At 43.3% G+C, this 21,875-nt stretch carries 19 protein-coding genes and 6 pseudogenes; 20 read left to right on the forward strand and 5 right to left on the reverse strand.

The genetic code is table 11. The annotated features are described in order from the left end of the window. Nucleotides 1–131 precede the first annotated feature (131 nt). Nucleotides 132–665, forward strand: coding sequence for a GNAT family N-acetyltransferase (locus tag IC804_RS00365; RefSeq protein ID WP_190300643.1), 534 nt, complete (start codon nucleotides 132–134; stop codon nucleotides 663–665). Nucleotides 666–1,385: 720 nt separating this feature from the next. Continuing rightward, nucleotides 1,386–1,524: pseudogene (locus IC804_RS18375) on the forward strand (arsenate reductase); the annotation flags it as partial. 84 nt (nucleotides 1,525–1,608) lie between these two features. Here the strand turns inward: IC804_RS18375 and IC804_RS00370 are convergent. Beyond that, nucleotides 1,609–3,648 carry a molybdopterin-containing oxidoreductase family protein gene (locus IC804_RS00370; RefSeq protein WP_081157633.1) on the reverse strand — a complete coding sequence of 680 codons (2,040 nt, stop codon included), beginning with the start codon at nucleotides 3,646–3,648 and terminating at the stop codon, nucleotides 1,609–1,611. Between the two features lie 451 nt (nucleotides 3,649–4,099). Here IC804_RS00370 and IC804_RS00375 point away from each other — a divergent pair, with 451 nt between their 5' ends. The 17 genes and pseudogenes from IC804_RS00375 (at nucleotide 4,100) to IC804_RS00450 (ending at nucleotide 17,313) form a co-directional block, all read left to right on the forward strand. Next, nucleotides 4,100–4,732 carry a YdeI/OmpD-associated family protein gene (locus tag IC804_RS00375; RefSeq protein ID WP_081157632.1) on the forward strand — a complete coding sequence of 211 codons (633 nt, stop codon included), beginning with the start codon at nucleotides 4,100–4,102 and terminating at the stop codon, nucleotides 4,730–4,732. Between the two features lie 143 nt (nucleotides 4,733–4,875). Continuing rightward, nucleotides 4,876–5,058 (forward strand): erythromycin esterase family protein, encoded by a 183-nt coding sequence (locus tag IC804_RS00380; RefSeq protein ID WP_223812860.1) that lies wholly within the window; start codon nucleotides 4,876–4,878, stop codon nucleotides 5,056–5,058. Nucleotides 5,059–5,149: 91 nt separating this feature from the next. Next, a complete protein-coding gene (locus IC804_RS00385; RefSeq protein ID WP_015374614.1) occupies nucleotides 5,150–6,283 on the forward strand; it encodes an IS4-like element IS5377 family transposase in 1,134 nt (377 codons plus the stop codon). Nucleotides 6,284–7,302: 1,019 nt separating this feature from the next. Next, nucleotides 7,303–7,472: pseudogene (locus IC804_RS00390) on the forward strand (arsenical-resistance protein); the annotation flags it as partial. A gap of 37 nt (nucleotides 7,473–7,509) precedes the next feature. Further along, nucleotides 7,510–7,643 (forward strand): annotated as a pseudogene (locus tag IC804_RS18380) (arsenate reductase); the annotation flags it as partial. A 278-nt stretch (nucleotides 7,644–7,921) separates the two neighbouring features. Continuing rightward, a pseudogene (locus tag IC804_RS00395) lies at nucleotides 7,922–8,047 on the forward strand (N-acetyltransferase family protein); the annotation flags it as partial. Between the two features lie 169 nt (nucleotides 8,048–8,216). Further along, a pseudogene (locus IC804_RS00400) lies at nucleotides 8,217–9,883 on the forward strand (IS1634 family transposase). A 151-nt stretch (nucleotides 9,884–10,034) separates the two neighbouring features. Next, on the forward strand, nucleotides 10,035–10,106 hold the full coding sequence (locus IC804_RS00405) for an arsenic metallochaperone ArsD family protein (protein ID WP_216367195.1): 72 nt from the start codon (nucleotides 10,035–10,037) through the stop codon (nucleotides 10,104–10,106). Nucleotides 10,107–10,494: 388 nt separating this feature from the next. Further along, nucleotides 10,495–10,842 (forward strand): ArsR/SmtB family transcription factor, encoded by a 348-nt coding sequence (locus IC804_RS00410; protein ID WP_011887407.1) that lies wholly within the window; start codon nucleotides 10,495–10,497, stop codon nucleotides 10,840–10,842. Nucleotides 10,843–10,869: 27 nt separating this feature from the next. Beyond that, nucleotides 10,870–11,931, forward strand: a complete 1,062-nt coding sequence (gene arsB / locus IC804_RS00415; RefSeq protein ID WP_081157655.1) for an ACR3 family arsenite efflux transporter — start codon at nucleotides 10,870–10,872, stop codon at nucleotides 11,929–11,931. A gap of 20 nt (nucleotides 11,932–11,951) precedes the next feature. After that, nucleotides 11,952–12,374, forward strand: coding sequence for an arsenate reductase (thioredoxin) (arsC, locus tag IC804_RS00420; protein WP_011230093.1), 423 nt, complete (start codon nucleotides 11,952–11,954; stop codon nucleotides 12,372–12,374). A 163-nt stretch (nucleotides 12,375–12,537) separates the two neighbouring features. Then, nucleotides 12,538–12,983, forward strand: a pseudogene (locus IC804_RS00425) (MarR family winged helix-turn-helix transcriptional regulator). 75 nt (nucleotides 12,984–13,058) lie between these two features. After that, on the forward strand, nucleotides 13,059–13,925 hold the full coding sequence (locus IC804_RS00430; protein ID WP_061579765.1) for a permease: 867 nt from the start codon (nucleotides 13,059–13,061) through the stop codon (nucleotides 13,923–13,925). A 118-nt stretch (nucleotides 13,926–14,043) separates the two neighbouring features. After that, complete coding sequence (locus IC804_RS00435) at nucleotides 14,044–15,321, forward strand: IS110 family RNA-guided transposase (RefSeq protein ID WP_087959846.1); 1,278 nt, start codon at nucleotides 14,044–14,046, stop codon at nucleotides 15,319–15,321. Nucleotides 15,322–15,706: 385 nt separating this feature from the next. Further along, nucleotides 15,707–15,862 (forward strand): hypothetical protein, encoded by a 156-nt coding sequence (locus IC804_RS00440; RefSeq protein WP_157663117.1) that lies wholly within the window; start codon nucleotides 15,707–15,709, stop codon nucleotides 15,860–15,862. Between the two features lie 70 nt (nucleotides 15,863–15,932). Further along, entirely contained in the window at nucleotides 15,933–16,424 is a 492-nt protein-coding gene (locus IC804_RS00445) for a GNAT family N-acetyltransferase (protein ID WP_087960016.1), read from the forward strand. A gap of 130 nt (nucleotides 16,425–16,554) precedes the next feature. Next, nucleotides 16,555–17,313: a tyrosine-type recombinase/integrase gene (locus tag IC804_RS00450; protein ID WP_223812862.1), complete on the forward strand. Its 759-nt coding sequence runs from the start codon at nucleotides 16,555–16,557 to the stop codon at nucleotides 17,311–17,313. 39 nt (nucleotides 17,314–17,352) lie between these two features. Here IC804_RS00450 and IC804_RS00455 read toward each other — a convergent pair whose 3' ends face one another. After that, on the reverse strand, nucleotides 17,353–17,994 hold the full coding sequence (locus IC804_RS00455) for a tyrosine-type recombinase/integrase (RefSeq protein ID WP_223812863.1): 642 nt from the start codon (nucleotides 17,992–17,994) through the stop codon (nucleotides 17,353–17,355). Between the two features lie 590 nt (nucleotides 17,995–18,584). Between IC804_RS00455 and IC804_RS00460 the strand changes: the two genes are divergently transcribed. After that, nucleotides 18,585–18,746, forward strand: a complete 162-nt coding sequence (locus IC804_RS00460; RefSeq protein ID WP_190300644.1) for a hypothetical protein — start codon at nucleotides 18,585–18,587, stop codon at nucleotides 18,744–18,746. Nucleotides 18,747–19,146: 400 nt separating this feature from the next. Here the strand turns inward: IC804_RS00460 and IC804_RS00465 are convergent, their stop codons facing one another. From IC804_RS00465 to IC804_RS00475, 3 genes are all read right to left on the reverse strand, one after another. Further along, complete coding sequence (locus tag IC804_RS00465; RefSeq protein ID WP_008881859.1) at nucleotides 19,147–19,341, reverse strand: hypothetical protein; 195 nt, start codon at nucleotides 19,339–19,341, stop codon at nucleotides 19,147–19,149. A gap of 103 nt (nucleotides 19,342–19,444) precedes the next feature. Continuing rightward, nucleotides 19,445–20,335, reverse strand: a complete 891-nt coding sequence (locus IC804_RS00470; RefSeq protein ID WP_011886641.1) for an ISNCY family transposase — start codon at nucleotides 20,333–20,335, stop codon at nucleotides 19,445–19,447. A 292-nt stretch (nucleotides 20,336–20,627) separates the two neighbouring features. Continuing rightward, nucleotides 20,628–21,869 (reverse strand): DHH family phosphoesterase, encoded by a 1,242-nt coding sequence (locus IC804_RS00475; protein WP_008881858.1) that lies wholly within the window; start codon nucleotides 21,867–21,869, stop codon nucleotides 20,628–20,630. Nucleotides 21,870–21,875 lie beyond the last annotated feature (6 nt).

The following is a 21,875-nucleotide window of genomic DNA, read 5'->3' on the forward strand; positions in this document are numbered from 1 at the left end:
TAAGTTATGTTTGTAGATTATACGGGTTCATTTCGACAAGTAGGGGGACGAACTGGTTAGCTGGTGGGGATTATGCCCCAGAGGCAGAGATGTTCTGCAGCGGCTGCCGTAAAATAGGGAGGTGAGTAATTTTGTTCCATATAAGAAGTTTAGAAGAAAATGATTTTGAATTCTTATTAGATATGATGTATGAATCCATTTATATTCCGCATAATAAGCCACCGAAAGAAGAATTGCTCAATTCACCGCATATTAAAAAATATCATGAAGGCTGGGGAAGAAAAGGGGAAAGAGCTTTCATCGCTTTGAACAAGGACAATCAACCTGTTGGTGCCGCTTGGTATCGCTTATTCAAAGGAAACCAAAAAGGATATGGATATGTTGATGACCATACTCCAGAACTAGGAATAGCTGTTATTGATATTGAACGAGGTAAAGGGATAGGTACGCTACTTATGAAAAAGTTATTTGAACAAGCTTTGAAAGACGGCTATACCTCTATATCTTTGAGTGTTGATCCAAACAACATTATGGCTGTACAACTTTATAAAAAGCTTGGATTTAAACGATGCGGTTCATCAGGAGCGTCTTGGACAATGGTATATAACATTTCTTCGAATTCATTTTCAACAGATGTGATAGGTAAACAAGGCCATCCGCGGTAACGCAAGTGATTCGTCACCTTTGCTTATGTCTTCTGCTTTGAAGCATCTAGGTGAAAATATGTCAGATGAAGTAACTAAATATCGGTTGTAATATAGGCATGGTACATACGATGAGTGACACACAAACCCAAAGATAAAACGACCGAGGCGTATCTCCAGCTAGCTCATAACTTTTGAGAAGCTTGTTCTAAAGTTTTGTCTAATTTTTCTTCAATTCCATCCTATTCATGAGGCGAATGGATGGTATTTCGGAGGAGGAACAAAGCAAAACAGTAATGTATAGAGGAGCGAAGGAAAAAGCTCCTTCTTTTTTGTTAGTATTCCCTGGCCATTCTCGTCCCGTAAAAACTCCTGTCACCATACACGAAAATCACCAATACCATCGAAAAAGGATAGGAAACGAATATGCAAGAGGTTGATGTCAAATCAGGGGAGGCCAAGCTAGTTTTAGTGAAAAGTCAAAATTATAAATAAATAAAACTATGTGCTAAATAATCAATCAAAATACCTCAACAACGAAAAAGGAAGAAAAACGAATTTTGGCTGTTTTTTCGTGAAATCTGTAGCAACCAAAGGCGATTTGCATAAAAGCATGGAACAGATTGGAGAAAAAACAAAATCACCGAGCTGTTAGAGAGATTAATGAAAGAATCACACACAATGAATCCACAGCTGATGATGATTGAGTCGTCACATTACGCGCCATGCAGTTGATTATGGCCGATCACCCCGCCGCATGTAAAACGAGTGTACTGTGGATTTGGCAATCCTGAGAAGGCAGAAGAAAGGACTATGTTTCAGCATGTTCGCGATGAGCTTGGAGAGAGGATAAAGCCAGCTTGCGGAGACGGGAGAATAAAGATGGCGTTAGTTACAAACGGTAAAAAAGGAGGGGCGCCTGGCCTACATATTGATTTCTAGCCAGCCCCTCGAGCCATTCATCCTAGCATTTTTCCACATCGACGCGGCCGGAGAAAAAGGTCGCGCCGCCGCCCATGTCGGCGATCCGATCGGGAGTAAGGGAGTTGACCAAATGTTTCGTGTCCGGAGAATCAGCCCATAACCCTTGCGTGACGACGACACCGGGGAGGACATGTTCTCCAACCGATGCTTTCAACACGCATTCTCCGCGATCGTTCCATACCCGGACTCGATCCCCATCTTGAATTCCTTTCGCTAGGGCATCTTTCACATTCATATACAAACGCGGTTCTTTTTCCAACGAAATGTGCTTTTCATTATTGGAGAACGTGGTGTTTAAAAAGTTGTGGTTAGGACCGGGCACAAAGAAAAATGGAAAATCTCCATCGTCAACAATCGGCGTATACGTTGGCAGCGGAGGATAGCCATCTTGTTCCATTTTCTTCGAATACAGCTCAATTTTTCCGCTCGGCGTTGGTAATGTTCCCGGCAGCAACCGTTTGACCTTTGCTTTGATATACTGTTTTTCTACCAATGTTTCATAACGGATTCCTTCCAAGAAAGGGTTGGTTGGGTTATCCAAGGCTTGCGAAATCATTTCTTCTTCTGTCTCGTATAAACACGGATCCTCAAACCCCATTCGTTTCGCCAGCAATTGGAACACTTCGACATTCGATTTAGACTCTCCGTATCGTTCAATCACTGGTTGTTGAATTTGAACATAGTGATGCCAATAGGATGTATACAAATCTGTATTTTCAAACGAAGAAGTGGCTGGAAGCACAATATCGGCGTATTTGGCGGTTTCTGTGACAAACAAATCATGCACGATGACAAAGAGATCCTCTCTCGCCAATCCTTGTCGTACTTTGTTGCTGTTTGGGGCAACGACTGCCGGGTTTGTGCCGTACACGAATAACGAACGAATCGGCGGATCCAATTCCAACAATGCCTCACCGAGCCGATTCATGTTGATGATTCGTGTATGTTTGTTTTTCAATAGATCCGGGCGCTGCAAGCTTATTTGATTAAGAGCTAGGTAGCCGCTGTTGGATTTGATGGCGCCGCCACCTTTGACCAGCCATTGTCCGGTCAGGGCCGGGAGACAAGCGATCGTTCGGATGCACATTCCTCCGTTATCGTGATGCTGCAAACCGTTGCCGATTCGAATGAAGGAAGGAGTTGTTTGCCCATACCATCTGGCGAGCGTATAAAGATCTTCAACAGGAACGCCTGTTATGTTGGAAACAGTGACGGGATCATATTGGACAACGTGCTCGCGCAGTTCCTCATAGCCGACCGTATACTTTCTCAAAAACTCATCATCTATGAGATTTTCCGCAAACAAAATATGCATCATGCCTAAAGCGAGAGCGGCATCAGTGCCTGGCAGAATCGGAATGAACCAGTCAGCGAGCTGTCCGGTTTGGTTTTTATGAACATCAATCACAACAATCTTCGCCCCGTTTTTTCGGGCTTTTTGGGCTAAGATGACTTGATGCATGTTGGTGCTGACCGCATTAATTCCCCAGAAGATGACGAGTTTGGCATGAATGGTTTCTTCCGGATCGATTCCAAAGCCGCCTCCCATCGTATATTGAAGCCCTTGAGATCCAGCTGATGAACAAATGGTCCGATCAAGCAAGGATGCGCCTAGCCGATGGAAAAAACGCCGGTCCATGCCTTCGGCGCTGAGTCTTCCCATGTTGCCATAAAAGCTATAAGGGAGGATGCTTTCAGGTCCGTATGTTTCAATCAATTCTTTCCATTTGGCCGCAATGGTCTCGAGCGCTTCATCCCAGCTGATTCGTGCAAATTTCCCTTCCCCTTTGGCACCTATACGTTTCAGCGGGTATTTCAAACGTTTCGGATCGTAGATTCGTTCCATCATATTCCGCACTTTATTGCATATATGGCCTTTTGTCACAGGATGAGATGGGTCGCCTTGGATTTTTACGATTTTCCCATCCTTCTTATGCACGAGCAACCCGCATTGATCAGGACAATCGAGAGAACAGACAGACGGAAAGACGCCGGTTGGCTGTTGTACAAATGAACCCATCGTTTTCTCCTTTCTTAATCAAATCAATGATGGCGACTGAGTTAGATGGTTAATATGATAAAATAATTTGAAGAGTATGGCAACAATGATATATAAAACTTTTGGATTCTATGACATCTAAAACGAGAGAAGGATGGCTTTTGCCGCTGCATCAACTCGAGTTCGTTTGATTATCACCCACTTACGCTCACATGTAGAAGTGCGGATGAATCGCTATTCGCGCTCAATCTCTCCCTTGCCTTCAACGACCAGAAGATGTAAAATAGAAAAAAGGAACAAATGTTCTGTGCGGAGAGAGGAAGGTCATGCACAACCGCTATTGCTTTCGATGGTATCCCACCCGAACACACGCAAAAACAGGATAAGCAGGAACAACGGAAACAGCTATACTGTGGGGCCGGGATCGATGGTGCATTCTATTTTGACTTAATATTTTATGAGGAGAATGCTGATGAAAAACAGTCGAATGAATCCTAAAGTTGATCAATATTTAACTGAGGGATGTGGACGCTGTCCGCTAGTGGGTACTCCCGATTGTAAAGTAAACAAATGGTCGACAGAATTAAGAGCATTGCGAATAATCGTTCTTGAATGTGGATTGACAGAAGAAGTGAAATGGGGAATTCCCTGTTATACATTCCAAAAGAGCAATGTCGTAACAATCAGTGCTTTGAATGAATACTGTGCACTTGGTTTTTTCAAAGGCGCCTTGTTAAAAGATGACCATCACATTCTAGAAAAGCCCGGGGAGAATACGCAGGCTGCACGACGGATTCGGTTTACAAATGTTCAACAAATCATCGAGCTTGAACCTGTGGTGAAAGCATATATTAACGAAGCCATGGAAATTGAAAAAGCGGGCTTAAAAGTGGAGTTCAAAAAGAGTCCAGAGCCAATTCCTGAGGAGCTTCAAAAAAAATTTGACGAAATGCTGGACTTAAAAACAGCGTTTGAATCATTGACACCTGGACGGCAAAGAGCGTACATCCTTTATTTTTCTGGAGCGAAACAATCGAAAACGCGAGAAGCAAGAATTGAAAAGTATATCCAGCGCATTCTTGATGGCAAAGGATTGCATGATTAGCACCAAAGCGGATACATTTCCTTACATTCTAGGCATTCATCTTCACGCCTAGATACACGCCTGAAGTATGCCCAAATGCCTCCGTTCCCTTTTGTATCAAGGAGCGAGAGGCATTTTGTTTTGATAAGTTAACATACAAAAAAGTGCATGTAGATTCTGTATTCCATCGCTCGTTTACTGATTACAAAGAAGTAGTCAAAGGACTTGAGCTATTGAGCAAAAATGAAAAATGGGCAATACAACTAACGGAATACAAAGACTTAAAGATGGCTGAGCGGCTAAAATGGGTGGAAGAGCATAAAGAATTGAAGATTCAGGCGTGTTGATTATCCAATAAAATCCAAAGGGTATAGAAAAAAGAGCACCTTTCCTGTAGAATGTGAGTAGCGACACAAACAAACCCAGGAGGTGCTCTCTATGAACAAGCATACCACACTCCCGAATTTGATGCAAAAACTTGTTTCGGATGAAGAGATTCAACTGATTGCCGAAGCGGTTGGGTATCGTGATTCGTCTCGAACCTTTACGTTGCGCGAGTTGATTCACTTCTTCCTGCTGGCCGCCATGCATCAATGGAAAAGCTTTCGCCACGGAGCCGATGTGGGGCCTCTGTATGGATTGCCGCGATTCCATTATTCAACTGTATCCAAGAAAGCGAAAGAAGTTCCCTATGACATCATGAAACGCTTGTTGGCGTTGATCATTTCCAAGTGCAACCGCCAAACCCGCCGTTCGCTTCGGTTTCCCAAACCGCTTCGGGTGGTGGATTCGACGACCGTCACGGTCGGGAAAAACCGCCTGCCATGGGCGCCGTATCACGGCGAACGCGCCGGAGTGAAGCTGCACGTCGCGTATTCGCCGGAATCCTCGTTGCCGGCAGACGTGGTGGAAACCATCGGACTGCGTCATGATGGCCCGGTGGGAGAACAGTTGACGAACGCTCAACAAGTGCTGGTGGAAGACCGGGCGTATTTCAAAATCGAACGCCTCGATCGATTTGTGGAGCAGCATCAGCTCTTTGTCATTCGGATGAAGGACAACATCGAACTTCATCAGAAAAAAAGCTTGAAACGCCTTTCCAGCACATCCTCATCGGTTCAAGCCGACTTCACGTGCCAGTTGGGGACGAAACAATGCCGCTCCACCAAGCGTCACCGGGTGGTGATCTTTCGAGATGCGAATGGCCGCGACATTCGGGTCGTGACGAACCTCTTCCATGCGTCTGCGGAAACCATTGCCGACATGTACCAACAACGTTGGACTGTTGAGGTCTTTTTCCGTTGGGTGAAGCAATATCTGAATGTCCCGACCTTGTTTGGCACGACGGAAAATGCGGTATACAACCAACTGTTTGCGGCGTTCATCGCGTATGTGTTGCTGCGATGGCTGTATGATCAAACCAAAAAACAGACGAACGTCTCTCTTTCCTTCATTTCGTTCGTTCGCCGTTTTTTCTCTGGGCAGCTTCCTCTCGATTGGAAATCCGGGATGGCCGCTGCTTTGTTTGAGTATGCCCAAATTTATGGAAGGCGTATGTCTAATTTTGGATAATCAACACTCGTGTTGAAGATTTATGGAATCGCTATAACGGGAACTGCCAAAGATGTTTTGGCTCTAGAAAAGATGAAGAAAGTGAATGTGATTCGATCAGGTCAGATTAATTTGCCATAGCACAAAAGGAGGATTGTCGAAAATGAAAATAGCAAGAATCAATATACTGAATACGCTGGTGGCTATATTTTTTGCTTATTTTGTTAAATGTACAAATTATAGCGGAGATTCCTGTTTTTGATATCCGTTATATTTGGATTTCATTGTTCAGATTGCTTATATGCTTGCTTGGTCTCCTAAAAGAAAATCGATTCCACTCCTATTTAGGCGGCATTCTTCACTTCATTCTAATCGTTTCTTGTATGGGAATGATTTGGTTTGGCTTAGGAATTAACTATCAGCCATAAGAAAACTCATGGAAATTAGTATTACAGCGGATGTCGAAGTTGCCATCCATTATATTGAACAAACGCAAGAGAAGGAAATAGTATGAAGCAGAAAAAACAGCAAGAAGTATATAGAGGACTGTATATATTTCCAATGATAATAAGAAGTGGAACACGATGAATTTTGAGATAAGTTGATTAAAGTAAATGGATGGTATTTTGGAGGAGGTACAAAGCAGATAGATATAGAGGGGAACGTGGGTCTAGAGGAGCTGATTAAAAAGCTCCTTCTTTTTTTGTCAGCATTTTCGTCTACTCTCGTCCCGTAATGGCTTTTGTCAACAATATATGAAAACAGGATTGACAGTGAATATTCCAGTGGTGAAAACGTGATAGAAAACGTCAATAGTACAAATTTAAACATATCCAAATGTTGAATTTTAAATCGAGGGAGAGATGAAGGAAACAGACAAGCTGATTTTGGTGAAAAGTCAAAATTATGGAATAATAGAACTATGTGCTAAATAATCAATAAAATTAAACGAAAGAACTCTAAACAACTAAAAGGATTAGTGTTATCGCTCATACAGAACCAGATGCCCAATTTGGGACAAACGCCCCTGCAACCATGACACTTGTCTTTACATAACTGACAGTAATAATTTTGAATTAGCGTTTGTCGTAGCTATTGATGGTTTTGAGACCCATTCTCTAGTACAGCGTTTGCCGCTGTCATTGGACCGCTGATGAAAGTGCCTGTCATGATTTCATTGGTCAACGTGGTACTATGGTTTCAACGAAAAAGCCAGTATCATACTACCGACGGAGATGGAATGAAACATGAAAGCCAAAAAGATCAGTTACTTCTTATGCACAGACAACTCTTGCCGCAGCCAAATGGCAGAAGGAGGGGCAAAAAATATCTTGGTGATGATTTGAAAGTGGTACAGTGCCACAAGCTAAATCCAAACGCGGCAAAAATTACATCCTTTGTGTTTGTCCGTTACCAAACTTTTATTCTAAATCATTTTAAGAAGGAACTTCAAATAAACATCTTGAAAATGATATTGGCCCATTCCTAAAGAAAGCAAGGTTGTTGTGATATTCAAATGAAAGCGAAGATGTTGCAGACAAAGCCACGATAGAATGTGAATGCCGCCCATCTACATTTCAACGTAAGTAGGGTTGCTAATGTAAAGGGCATTAGGGCGATTCCTAGCGTCTTCTATTATGAAAATAAAGGAGGGTCCATATGAACATTCGCCGCTTTCGCGAAGAAGATTGGTTGCAAGTAAAGGAAATTTACGAGCAAGGAATTGCGACAGGACAAGCAACATTTGAGACGGCAGCACCATCGTTCGAAAAATGGGTATCGACCACCCGAGTTCGACAGTTTTGAGGCCATTTTAGGCAAATGAAAATGGCCAAAATGCTGTTATATCAAAGATTTCGCGATGCGGATCCTAGAAAAAAACACTGAATTTCATAGGCACACGACTTGTTTATTTTAACTTTTAAAACAGCTGAATATCGGTTATAATATAGGCATGTACATACGGCGAGTAACACGCAAAAACAAAGATGGAACGACCGTGGCGTATCTCCAGCTTGCTCACAACGAATGGGATCCGAAGGCCAAATATGCGAAAGCGAAGGTGATTTATTCGTTTGGGCGCGAAGACGAGGTGGATCGCGCTGTCTTGGAGCGTCTGGCCAAAAGCATTTCGCGATTCCTTTCTCCTGAGCAGGCTTGGGAAATCGAGACGTTGACAGGAGAAGTGTCGGATGACTTTCAGTTTCAATCAAGCAAACGCCTTGGTGGCGCTTGGCTTTTGGATCAGCTCTGGAGACAACTGGGATTGGGAGAGATTCTCCACTCCTTGTTTGCCTCCCGACATCATCAGATTCCGTTGGAACGGCTGATTTTTGCCATGGTGGCGAATCGTGCCCTTCATCCGTCAAGCAAGTTGGCGATGGAGGAGTGGGTGGAGAAAGACGTGCATATCCCTCATCTTCCCCAAGTCGCCAGCCACCAGTTGTACCGGGCGATGGATGAGCTGCTGGCTGTGCAGCCGGAATTGGAACGCCAAGTGTTCCATGCCGTGGCCGATTTATTGAACCTGGAAGTCGATTTGATTTACTTTGATACGACTTCGTCGTACTTCGAAGTGGATCCATCCGAAACACCAGAAGGAGAATCGCTTCGAAAGCAGGGGTTTTCCAAAGATAAGCGTCCCGATTTGGTCCAAATCGTCATTGGACTGGCCGTTACCCGGGAAGGAGTCCCCATTCGCGCTTGGGTATGGCCTGGCAATACGATGGATATGACGGTCATCAAACAGGTGAAACAAGACTTGATTGGCTGGAAGCTTGGGCGTGTGATCAGCGTGATGGACCGCGGATTTTCGTCTGAAGAGAATTTGCGAATCTTGCAACAGGCCGGGGGACACTACATTGTCGGCGAAAAAATGCGGTCCGGCAAAGCCGCCGTCGAAGAGGCCCTAAACCGTCGCGGGCGCTACCAACAAGTTCGCGAGAACTTGCATATCAAAGAAATCATCGTGGGCGACGGAGAAGCGCGTCAGCGCTATGTTCTCGTGTACAATCCCAGCGAAGCCGAACGCCAACGCAAGGAACGGGAAACGCTGCTCGAATCGCTGAAAGAGGAGTTGGAGGGCTTCGCCAACTCCCCAATGAAGCTCATCATAAGGCCACCTGCCGGCTGCGTTCCCATCCGTCCTACGGAAAATACTTGCGTCAATTGAAGGATGGAACGCTTCGCATCGACAAGCAAGCGGTTCGTGAAGCGGAAACGTACGATGGCAAATATCTCATCCGAACCTCCGATGACACCTTGTCTGCCGAGGATGTCGCGCTCGGGTATAAGCAACTGGTGGATATCGAGCAGGCCTTTCGGACGTTGAAATCAACACTCGAGCTGCGCCCCATGTATCATCGCTTGGAAGACCGTATCCGGGCGCATGTGCTGCTCAGTTGGCTGGCTCTCTTGCTGGTTCGGATCGTGGAGATCCGAACTCATGAATCGTGGCCGAAAGTAAGAGACGAATGCGAGCGTCTCATGCTTGGACATTTTTCTTCAAAAAACGGCGACCTTTATCAACGAACCGAACTGACGGCCAAACAAGCGCTATTCCTTGCGGCTCTAGGGCTGGAACCTCCTCCAAAGATTCTAGGCATCCACCCTCGCACCTAGATACACGCCCGAAGTGTGCCCAAATGCCTCCGATCCCTTTTGTATCAAGGGGCGAGAGGCATTTTGTTTGCCTAGTGACTGTCGAACTCGGGAACTAAAAAGGCAGGAAAAAACGAATAGAATGAAAAAGATTAGAATCTTCGACCTGACAATGTGCTGTCCTACGGATATATGTGGTCCGAGTGTCGATCCTGAATTAACAAGAATCGCGTTTGCTGTCTAAGTCATCAAGAAAAAAGGTATCCGATCAAACGATAATAATCTGCCAATGAGCCGGATGCATTTTAGATAATCAAGCCGTGCAGCGTATATTAACGGAAAAAGACCGGTTTGTTTACCTACTTTCATACTTTCGTTTGAATTTGTAAAGATTATGTTAAAATTGTTTTTTTCTCTTGTTTTATATAAGTATGTAGTTATATGCTTATTAAAGGAAGAGTAAGTATGGTTATACTACAATATCCATGCCGTGGATATGAAAGATGTGACATCATTTATTTAGTGTGAGATAAACAAAATTCCAAATAAAGACATTTAGGAGTATCATATTTCATTTTCGTTCATATATAAGTAAATAACTATATAATCATACAAGAATAGGAGGTGTTCCCGTGCAAAAGACAGTAGTGGAAATAGAAAAAGCCTCACATGCTTTAAAGTTACTTGGTGATAAAACACGTTTAACGATTATGGCAATTTTAAAACAACGTGAGTGTTGTGTATGCGAGCTTCTTGAGGTTTTTGACATGAGTCAGCCGTCTATTAGTCAGCATCTTCGCAAGTTAAAAGATGCAGGATTAGTAAAAGAGGATAGGAGGGGACAGTGGATTTATTATTCCCTCAATCCACAAAATGAGTTATATGATTTCATCCAAGATATTCTGCAACATATTCCAGATCAAACAGAGAATATTCGTAAGATTGAGGAAAACAACCCTACGCTCCGTTGTGGTTGTTAACCTACTAATTAAATTGGGAGAGAAAAAATGAATAATACGGGGAAAAAACGTCTATCGTTCTTGGATCGATACCTAACGATTTGGATTTTCCTTGCTATGGCAGCAGGAATTGGCTTAGGTTTCGTCTTTCCGGGCTTTGTAGACGGAATGAACAGTTTGCAGGTAGGAACCACATCGATTCCAATTGCCATCGGCTTAATTTTAATGATGTATCCTCCGTTAGCAAAAGTTCGCTACGAGGAGATGGGACGCGTCTTTAAAAATGTGAAAGTATTAGTCTTATCGCTCGTACAAAACTGGATTATTGGACCGATTCTTATGTTTGTGTTGGCGATCGTATTCTTGCCGGATAAACCGGAATACATGGTCGGACTCATTCTAATCGGTCTGGCACGTTGTATTGCTATGGTGATTGTCTGGAATGATTTAGCGAATGGAGATAGAGAGTACGCAGCTGGATTGGTGGCGTTTAACTCTGTATTCCAAGTGCTATTTTACTCTGTTTATGCGTATGTGTTTGTGACAATCATTCCGGAATGGTTAGGACTAGAAGGTGCTGTCGTTCATATTACAATGATGGAAGTCGCCAAGTCGGTGTTCATTTACTTAGGAATTCCGTTTCTTGGCGGAATGGTGACGCGCTTTTTGTTGGTAAAAGCAAAGGGCAGACAATGGTATGAAAAAGTATTCATTCCAAAAATCAGCCCGATTACATTGATTTCTTTATTGTTTACGATTATCGTCATGTTCTCTTTAAAAGGAGACGCTATCGTAAGTTTGCCGTTGGATGTAGTGAGAGTCACAATTCCATTGTTGATTTACTTTGTGTTGATGTTTTTCGTTTCCTTCTTCATGGGGAAGAAATTTGGAGCGAGCTACCCTGTCACCACCACACTCGCCTTTACAGCCGGCAGTAATAACTTTGAGTTAGCGATTGCCGTAGCTGTTGGCGTGTTTGGGATCCATTCTGGTGCAGCATTTGCAGCTGTTATTGGACCACTGGTGGAAGTGCCTGTCATGATTGCATTAGTCAACGTGGCATTATGGTTTCAACGAAAATACTTTAAAACAGAATCAGTATCATACTAACAACAAAGGTGGAAGGAAACATGAAAAACAAAAAGATCATTTACTTCTTATGCACAGGAAACTCTTGCCGCAGCCAAATGGCAGAAGGATGGGCAAAAAAATATCTTGGCGACGAGTGGGAAGTGTACAGCGCCGGTATTGAAGCGCATGGACTAAATCCAAACGCGGTAAAAGTCATGAAAGAAGTAGGAATTGATATTTCGAACCAGACATCGGATATCATTGATCCGGAAATTTTAAATAAAGCGGATTTGGTAGTAACATTATGTGGTCATGCAGCGGACCATTGTCCAGTAACCCCACCAAATGTGAAACGTGTTCATTGGGGATTTGATGATCCGGCAAAGGCGGAAGGAACGGAGGAGGAAAAATTAGCTGTATTCCGTCGTGTTCGCGATGAAATCGGCGCGCGCATCAAAAAATTTGCTGAAACAGGCGAATAAGACTGAATGACAGCCGAGAAGAATCTTCTCGGCTGATTTTATTTAATAAATACTTCATACAAAACAAAGGACGAGACATGTCGATAAAATTTTCTTTATTTTTTAAAACAAAAAAGTTGCAATTTGCAAATAATGTGATATAAATAATTATAGAGGTGAAAAAATGGAAAACATTAGAGAGTTGTTTCAAGTGATGACACGTCGTTTCGGATTGTTGAATAAAAATTGCTGTTCTATTGATGCTGTAGATATTTCTCTTGTTCAAAGCCATATTCTTTATGAAATTGACAAAAGAGAATCTCCTTCCATGCAACAAGTGGCTGAAGTATTGGGAATGGATATTACCACGTTCAGCAGACAGATTCAAAATTTAGTGAAAAAGGGATTAGTAAAAAAACACCACTCCCTGAAGATCGAAGGGTATATACGTTATCGTTAACCACCGAGGGAAAGTTTATCGCAACAACCATCGATCGAGAAATAAATCGATATTTAGACGAGGTATTTTCCCATATGACTGATTTTGAGAAAGAAACCGTGATTCGTTCGATTAAATTGTTGAATGAGTGCATGGCAAAATCGAGCATTTGTTGTAAACCGTTATTTTAAGGCAAGCGTATCTAGGCTTGCCTATTCGTTAAACCGATATTTGCATTTTACAAATAAAATAAGGAGAGATAACAAATGAGCATAGCGATTCTTCAGGATTTTCTTTCTATTGTGTTGGAATTAACTCTTTTGTTTTTTGCTATTTCGTTCGTCATTCACTTTTTAGAAGGATATATTCCTTATGATAAAATGCAAAGTTTGTTAACAAAGCGCCATCCGTTATTCGGAGCACTGATTGCTGTCGCGTTTGCCTTTGTGACACCGTTTTGCTCATGTTCTACGATCCCGGTTGTCGTATCGCTTTTAAACCAGAAGGTCCGTTTCGGTATTGTGATGATTTTTCTCTTTGCTTCTCCTGTGCTCGATCCAACCATATTGACACTCATGGCTGCAACACTCGGAGTAAAAGTAGCGATTTCTTATACCATTATCACCACCATTTTATCCATACTGATTGGTTTCACGCTTGAAAAATTCGGATTTGAAAATCAAGTGAAGCAAGTAATGGTGAAAGGAGAAGTAGAGATCGGAAAGAAACGAAACATGAGAGAAGCTTTACAGGAGACCTTTCACTTAATAAAAACGGTTTATCCATATTTGCTTTTGGGTGCAGGCATTGGAGCCATTATTCATGGTGCTGTACCGACAGAATGGATTTCAACCTATATGGGGGGTGATAAGTGGTGGCTTGTTCCACTTGCAGCAATCATCGGAATTCCTTTATATATCCGCCTTTCCACGATGATTCCCATTTCGCAAATGTTGATTGCAAAAGGCATGGCATTAGGACCTGTCATGGCACTGATGATTAGCTCAGCAGGAGCAAGCTTACCGGAGATCACATTATTACACAGTATCTTTAAAAAGAAGCTGGTCTTTGCGTTTGTCGGCTCTGTCATGACGATGGCAACGTTATCAGGATTTTTATTCTATATCATTTAAGGAGCATTCCTGTTAGAAGTTTTTTCGGGGACTTGAATAAAAAAAGCCCTCTTGGTATGATTCGGGGGTGTCAATCGCACGAATTGACCCCTAATTTGGATACCAAGGAGGACTATACATGAATTCTATCTCAAACAAGAAGATTAATCAAGTCACCGATCAAACGCTGGTTGTTGGGATGGATATCGCAAAGAAAAAACATTATGCCTGCTTTGTGGATGAGCGAGGGAGGGTGTTAAAAAAGCCGTTTCCCGTTCTGCAATCGAGAGAAGGATTGGAATGGTTGTACCAGTGTATCGTAGAAGCCATGAAGGAATTTGGAAAAACCGAGGTGATCGTTGGCATCGAGCCAACGGGACATTATTGGCTGAATCTCGCCTATTTTCTTGATGAGAAAGGCATCCCTCTCGTCATGACAAACCCGATGCACGTGAAGCGATCGAAAGAGCTGGACGATAACCTTCCAACCAAGCATGATGCGAAAGATGCGCTCGTCATTGCCCGGTTAGTGAAAGACGGCCGATTCAGCTATCCGCGTATTCTGAAAGGGATGGAGGCGGAGCTGCGCGTTGGAGCGACATTTCGCTCCAAATTGGTGGAAGAACAGGGAGCAGTTCGAAATCAAATGATTCGCTGGCTTGATCGATATTTTCCGGAGTTTTCCCAAGTCTTCCCGTCATTTGGGAAAATGGCGCTCGCGGTGCTGGAATATACGCCATTTCCGAGTGATCTGGCAGGAAAAGAACTGGAAGAGGTGCTGGCCCTTTACCGGCAAAGTGAGGGATTACAATCGCCACAAAAACCGAAAGCGAAGAAGTTGATGGAATTGGCCCAACACTCCATTGGCGTAACGGAAGGACAACAGATGGCCCGTATCGAAATTGCCACGCTTGTCCGCCGGTACCGCCAACTGGAAGAAGAAATCGAGGCACTGACAGAGCAGCTGATCGAACTCGTACAGACATCGGTCGAGTACGAATGGTTGAAGACCGTTCCGGGCTTAGGCGATGCGACCATCGTAGAATTGTTATCAGAGATCGGGAGTTTCTCCCATTATCAGGATCCGCGGCAGCTTATCAAATTAGCGGGCCTGACGCTGCGGGAACATTCCTCCGGCCAACACAAAGGGCAAAAACGGATCTCGAAGCGTGGAAGAAGGCGGTTGCGCGCCCTCCTCTTCCGCGTGATGATGCCGATGATCCGCCACAACGAAGCGTTTCGGCAGCTGCACGACTATTACACGACACGTCCTGATAATCCGTTGCGGAAGAAGCAATCGATTGTGGTGTTATGCGGAAAATTATTGAAGGTATTGCACGCTGTATGTACGAAGCACCAAGCGTTCGATGCGAAGCGAATGATGCAGGACATCTTTGGCCTCGAAACGGCTGCTTGATGCCTATAGTCTCGATTCTCTAGACAACAAGGATGACACGGAGAAGCTGGCGCGATATCATCCATTCGACCTTGAGTCCCTAAAGGAGCTTAGCCGGCCTCTGCCTGATGACTAGACCGAACGAAGGAATGTAGGCACAAGGATGCCAAGAGACATGGGAGGGTTCGTCATCATCAGCGATGCAGAGATCCACGGTGCATCCCATACGCTTCCTCCACTACAACCAAATTTAACCAGTAGTGGCCGCGAAGCGTACCCAGTCAATGTAAGATATACACATATTTAAGAAATAATGTTAGAATCTTTGTCGAAAAATATTTTTTTGACACCCCTGAGACGGCTACAACCGTTGATATATCAACATTTATAGAGGGAGGGATTTCACATGAACATCTTGAAAGTTATATTTGGCAATTCCAAAGAAAAGCAAGGTTGCTGCGATATTCAAATTGTGGAAGTAAAAGAAAGCGAAGATATTGCAGACAAAGCCACTATGGAACGTGAATGTTGCCCATCTACATCCAATCGTGAGTGTTGCTAATGTGACATGGAAAAGGCATTAGGCGATTCCTAGTGCCTTTTCTGTATGAAAATAAGGAGGGATTTTTCATATGAACATTCGCCGCTTTCGCAAAGAGGATTGGCTGCAAGTGAAGGAGATTTACGAGCAAGGAATTGCGACAGGACAAGCAACGTTTGAAACGACAGCACCATCGTTCGAAAAATGGGAATCGACCATTGCCGCAAATTTATGTTTAGTTGCTGAAGACGAAAAAGGAATTCAAGGCTGGTGTAAGATCAGTAAAGTATCGGATCGCTGCGTGTATGAAGGAGTGGGAGAGGTGAGTGTGTATGTTCGAGATGTGAGTCGAGGAAAAGGAGTGGGAAAACAACTTCTAGAAGCCATTATCAAAGAATCAGAAGCAAAAGGATTTTGGACATTAACTGCGGGGATTTTCCCTGAAAACATACCAAGTTTACGTTTACATCAAAGCGTTGGATTTCGTAAAGTGGGTATCCGACAACGTATAGGAAAGTTAAATGGGGTATGGCGTGATGTTATATTGCTTGAACGTCGTAGTCAAATTGTAGGTATAGATTGATAATGACTTTTAGATGTGCAACGAGAAATTTTAAGAATAACCTAAAATAAGATAGGATGTGTCCAAATTTAGGGGGTCAATCCGGTTACCACCTAAACTGATGCAACTGCTCGTGCAATACATAGAACATATGAAACCAGACGATGCGCTGTTGTATGGTTTAAGAAGAAAACCACTGATTAACAAACAAATGAATTATGTGATTGATAAAGTATGTGAGCATCTTGGGTGGATAAGAATAGAATACAAAAATCCAGAGGATAGGGGTCAGACAAAAGGGAAGAGAAAAAGAAAAGGGGAAAAAATAGTTCATAAAACCGAGAAACATTTCACACCACATGGATTGAGATACACTCTTTCTACTTTGTTGCATGAAATGGGTGTCTCAGATGATGCCATCCGGTTTCTGCTTGGACATTCCAAATATGAGTTAGGTGCTCTACAACATTATATTTTAAGTGATGCAAAGTACATTAAAGAAATTCGAGCGGCTCAAGTAACAATCGAAACGCTTTTTGAAACTGCGATGGAACTTGAGACAAATTATAATATTACTCTCAATTTAGAGGAAATTTACGTAGAGTTACCAAACGTCTTCTCAAATCAATTGAAAAACAAAAATTACATCAATCTGTTTAAAGAACATCTCGTAAAGTATGCATTTACAGCATTACAGCAAAAAATACTTAAGGAATCAGGGAATAATTATTCTGATTATTTCACATTTAAAGCACCAGAACTTTATAATCAGATTGTGATGGCGCAGCAAGGGTATTTTCCACATGCTCCAATGCCTTATCAGCAAACTCATGGAATGCACCCAATGCCATACGATCTCACGCATCCAGTGCCTTTGTATCCGCCAACTCATATTCACATGGGGAAATAACTACCCGGCTAGGGTAGTTATTTCCGTACTAAGCAGGTTTCAAAATATGTTAAATGTTTCAATCGCTTTTTTCTTTTGCTCAAAGTCAACATGCGTATATACTTGCGTCGTGACTAAACTTTCATGACCGAGTAGTTCTTGTACGGTACGCAAATCAACATTTTCTTTATTTTCTTGTATCAACAAGGTAGCAAACGTATGCCGCAAATGATGGAGTGAGAACCGTTGAGGTGGCAGACCTGCTTTTTGTAAGATTTCTTTAAATATCTTATGTAAACCACGCGGATTCAGTTTTTTGCCGTTTTTATTTAGAAATACCGGTTGGGAAGGATGGAGCTGATATTCCTCTAAACTTTCCATATAGCTTTTCATTAAAGGGACAACCATGGGATGAAGGGGGAGTAAGCGCTCTTTTTTTCCTTTCCCATATATACGTATCGTGTTGTTAGATAAATCAATTTGTTCCCAAGTTAGTTCAACAATTTCAGATCTTCGCATACCCGTAGTGGCTAACAGTTTAAATAGAAGATGGTTTCGCATCGCCATTCGGCTATTATCTTGCTCCAAAAAATGAAACAGCTTTCGGAGTTCAGACAAAGACATATAAGTCGGTAATTTACTATCCGTTTTAGGAGTATCTCTCCGATAGATCGTTCGAGGCTTGACATGTTCTTTTGTCATCTGATGCTGGATGAAGCGACGAACATGCGTTTTTGTAATGTCATGAAGTTGTACAGAATAACCATGTTGAACTAAGAAGTTCTCGAAACATCTCAAATCATACGCATAACCATCAACGGTGTGGTGTTAAGTGAATAGTTTTTTCAATTTGCAAATACAAAAGAAATTCATCAATGGCTTGTCGAAACAACATAAAAAAACACCTCCAGTTGATCATCAACGACCAATGATAATCGGTAAACCACAATGATAATTCGTTTAAAATTGATAGACGCAAAAATTAGGTTAACAAGTTCCGGATAATTGATTTTATGGGCACTTGAGGGAAGAGCTCTTGATATTTCGGGAAAATAATAAGTTAACATAATATAAATTATGAGAAGTTATTGGGGTGACTGTCTCAATAATAAGTAATCTCATGATAGTGAGACAGAAACAAAAAATGGTCCTCTGATATAAACCAATTATCTTTGTGCATGTGCGTGATGGCAAACAAATCTGGGATGACGATGAGAACTTGTCCGTATTTGTTGGACAAGAAGTGTTGGGCCGGAAAATTAAGAGTCGTCGATTCAGCTTTTGTGTCGCTTATGATTGGTACCAGAACGATTTTATTTTATCCGCCGCATCTTCCGGATCGTTTGACCGTTGGCGTGTTTATTTCGATATATCCCCTTGCTGAGTTGAAAGCGATGCCAGTTAAAACGGATCAGTCATATTGCTTGATTATGCAGGATAATCAGCCGGAGTAAAGTTCATCCCTCCCCCTATTTTGCGGTACAACGGGATGAGATAAGGGGCGCTTAGACAGCGTGTGCCGCTTTGCGAGCAACGACGTCCTCCGCTTTCGCTTCAGCTCGTGTTTCTGTTTCGTCTGGTCCCTGATAAATGGTTCGCATATCGTCGTCACTCATTGCCCGAAAGATGATGAGATGTTTGCGAGGATAGCCGGTTCAGCAAGACGAACACAATCGCCACGATCTTGTTTTGGAATCGACAAGAATGCGACTATCATGCCGCTTTGTGCATACGAGTACAATAAAAACGTGCAGTGTTCTCGAATGACTCAAGAAACACTGCACGTTACCCGTTGCGTGTCGATTGTCGCAAGGAAAGCATGTTTCCATCCTTTCTTTATTTTGACTCTCAACGTTACGCAATATCAGTATAACGATAGCGGACACCTTTATATCGAATGCGAATCGGCACGCCTTTTTCCTGTTTATATTTCATAAGAAGCCGTTGGGCTTTTGAAAAGGCTTCCATCATTCCGGACGCTAAGATGGCTTCTTCCCATACAGACGCCTTTTCTTGCTCTGTGTGAAAGGAAAAGACATACTGTTTCATCTTCTTCACCTCCCTATGTACTTATTATATCAAAGACTGTTTTTCCTAAACACAAAAACTGTTACAATTACGTTAACATTTTCTTTAAGATGGTGTTGCAAAACTAGAGTAAAAACTCGAAGTTATGCATAAGGATGCAACATAACACATGCAGTACATATCGATGAAATCCATACCATCTTGGCTGTTCCAACCCGTCACTCTTTAACTCATTAAATACTCGTTCAATCTCACGACGAAGTCCAAACAGCCATTGGCCAAATCTCGTTTTCAAAAAGACAGGAAGAACCCGGCCATAGGCATCTTTTCGTTCCTCGCTATTGCGGCGGTTGATAGGGGAAATGAATAGGATTCCTGACTGCTCTGCTGTTTGACGAACCTTTTCACTGTCATACGCGGCATCGCCCAATACAAATTCGATATCCCACTGCTTTAAAGAAACAAGCAATTCTGGTGCTACTGCCGCATCATTTCGATTCGCTGTGGTCAACACATGAGATAAAATGATTCCCTCGGCGGTGGTGCAGAGATGGAGTTTATATCCTTTAAACCAGTGATATCGGGTGGACACTCCCCACTTCGCCTGTGAATCGTAAAGACTGCTTCGAAGGGCCGTGCTGTCGATCAGCACGATTTGCGGATAACGTACTTCTAGATCTTTGAGCAGCTGTGCATGAAAAACAGGAAATCCCTGTTCCCGAAACCACTTCGCCGCACGGGAAAACGTAGAAAGGTGAGGGACTTCACCAAGCCCACAGGCCCGTTGAAAACAGCGAAAACGCTGCAGGATGCGCACTAATTTTCGCAAGGAATCAATGGAAAAATAGGTTTTCAAAAAGAAACATTTCAACAACGATTTTTTCGACACCGGCGGTCTTCCTGTCACATACGGTGTTTCCGGCAATGATAGCGAGTCGATATACCGAAATAATGCTTCTAAAATTGGGTCAATTTCATAAGTCCATGCATGTTCGCTGTTCCAATTGGAAATCATAATAGTGTTCACCCCTTGGAGAGTTGTTTTTTTTGGTCACTGTATATGATTTCCAAGGTGGTGGATTTTTTATGTGCATTTATGCATTCGTTATGCGTTTTGCAACACGTTCTTTAACAAAAAAACCGATGATCTAGTAAGCAATGCAATCTACAGCTAGGTTCTTGCCCCCCTTATAAAGCCAAAGCCTCTTCCACATGCAAGAACAGACAATTTTGGAGAAATAGCTGCTTTTCCTCTAATCTTCTAAACAGGGAGAGGGTGCCCTTTTTCAAGCATATAAAAACCGGCATCAACGCTCGATGCCGGTTTGTTGCTTATATTGCTTGACGGCTGCTGGGTAGTCGGCTTGAATAGTATCTTTGTCCCGCCCGAGCCGTGCGCTTAAAAATTCTAGCACAGCGGCATCGTGGGCGAGTCCTGCGGCAAACTGCCGCTTCAACCAGCGTTCCCCTATCGTTTCTTCAGGGAATGTGCGAGTCTCTCCCCCATCGGCATACAAGGTCCATCCTTGTTCCGTCCGTCGGCTCAGCCACCATTGGCCATGATGATTCGTCCAAAACGTTCCTTCGGCCTCGTCCCGTTGGTTCAACTGATTTTGTTCCGCATCGCCGTAAACCGGCAATAGCGGGAACGTCTCGACGACAAAGAGTGGGAACGTCGTGTCATCAACAAAACAGCCGGACGCTTTCGGATGGCCGCCGCCGCCAAACTGTTTAGCGAACTCAGCAACATTGACGTCGTCGTGAATGGTGCGAAAGCCGATATGTTTCGTTCCCATATTGACCATGGCGATCAAGTCGAGATGAGGGTATCGTTTCGATAAGGCGTTGCCGAGTTCCGACAAATGCCGCTCAGCAAATACAACGCCGATGCAATAATCACCGAGCGAGCGTTGGACGAGCTGCTTTTGTTTTTGTCGGATGTAGCGCTGAATTTTCTTTTCTTCCATATCCAAAATCAGCTCTTCTGTTTCGGTCAAGGCGAACGGTTCGCCGGAGGCAAGTCGCTCGCTCATTGTATCCCAAAAGCCGTCGAGCCCTAAAATTGTCAATAAATCATTAAGTCGTTTTGCTTGCAGATTCCCGTTTTCTTCCCATTCCCATGTATCGTATTGGCGGACGAGCTCGACGAACGTTGCTAATGAGTCGCTTGGTGCTAGTTTCCCTTCACGGACGAGATAGTCGTAAAAGAGCGAGGTCGCGGACGTTTTTTTGCCGTCATCATCAGTCGGCACGACCCAGCCCCACGGATAGTCATTGAAATGAAGTGCCGTCACGTGGTGATCGATGACTTGCACGTGACCGCCGCGCTTGGCCCGTTCGGCGAGCTGTTCTTCGACGTCTTTGCCGACGGCCAAGTCGGTGATAAACAGCATGGCGTTGTCTGCTTCTTCGCTTTGCAGAAACTGGGTGACTCGCTCATCTAGATTCCGATAGGAGCAAAACGAAATGTTGACTTCCGTAAACGCCAGCTTCGCAAGCAGTCCGCAGCCGATGCCGTCTAAATCGCTGTCGGTAAATAATTTAATCATCGCTTC

It is taken from the genome of Geobacillus sp. 47C-IIb, assembly GCF_014679705.1.
Classification (GTDB): Bacteria; Bacillota; Bacilli; order Bacillales; family Anoxybacillaceae; genus Geobacillus; species Geobacillus thermodenitrificans.

Coding starts and splice junctions, on each gene's coding strand:
- IC804_RS00370 (WP_081157633.1), bottom strand. CDS start 3,648: ATGGGTTCATTTGTACAACAGCCAACCGGCGTCTTTCCGTCTGTCTGT.
- IC804_RS00375 (WP_081157632.1), top strand. CDS start 4,100: ATGAAAAACAGTCGAATGAATCCTAAAGTTGATCAATATTTAACTGAG.
- IC804_RS00385 (WP_015374614.1), top strand. CDS start 5,150: ATGAACAAGCATACCACACTCCCGAATTTGATGCAAAAACTTGTTTCG.
- arsB (WP_081157655.1), top strand. CDS start 10,870: ATGAATAATACGGGGAAAAAACGTCTATCGTTCTTGGATCGATACCTA.
- arsC (WP_011230093.1), top strand. CDS start 11,952: ATGAAAAACAAAAAGATCATTTACTTCTTATGCACAGGAAACTCTTGC.
- IC804_RS00430 (WP_061579765.1), top strand. CDS start 13,059: ATGAGCATAGCGATTCTTCAGGATTTTCTTTCTATTGTGTTGGAATTA.
- IC804_RS00435 (WP_087959846.1), top strand. CDS start 14,044: ATGAATTCTATCTCAAACAAGAAGATTAATCAAGTCACCGATCAAACG.
- IC804_RS00440 (WP_157663117.1), top strand. CDS start 15,707: ATGAACATCTTGAAAGTTATATTTGGCAATTCCAAAGAAAAGCAAGGT.
- IC804_RS00445 (WP_087960016.1), top strand. CDS start 15,933: ATGAACATTCGCCGCTTTCGCAAAGAGGATTGGCTGCAAGTGAAGGAG.
- IC804_RS00450 (WP_223812862.1), top strand. CDS start 16,555: ATGAAACCAGACGATGCGCTGTTGTATGGTTTAAGAAGAAAACCACTG.
- IC804_RS00455 (WP_223812863.1), bottom strand. CDS start 17,994: ATGACAAAAGAACATGTCAAGCCTCGAACGATCTATCGGAGAGATACT.
- IC804_RS00460 (WP_190300644.1), top strand. CDS start 18,585: ATGATTGGTACCAGAACGATTTTATTTTATCCGCCGCATCTTCCGGAT.
- IC804_RS00465 (WP_008881859.1), bottom strand. CDS start 19,341: ATGAAACAGTATGTCTTTTCCTTTCACACAGAGCAAGAAAAGGCGTCT.
- IC804_RS00470 (WP_011886641.1), bottom strand. CDS start 20,335: ATGATTTCCAATTGGAACAGCGAACATGCATGGACTTATGAAATTGAC.
- IC804_RS00475 (WP_008881858.1), bottom strand. CDS start 21,869: ATGATTAAATTATTTACCGACAGCGATTTAGACGGCATCGGCTGCGGA.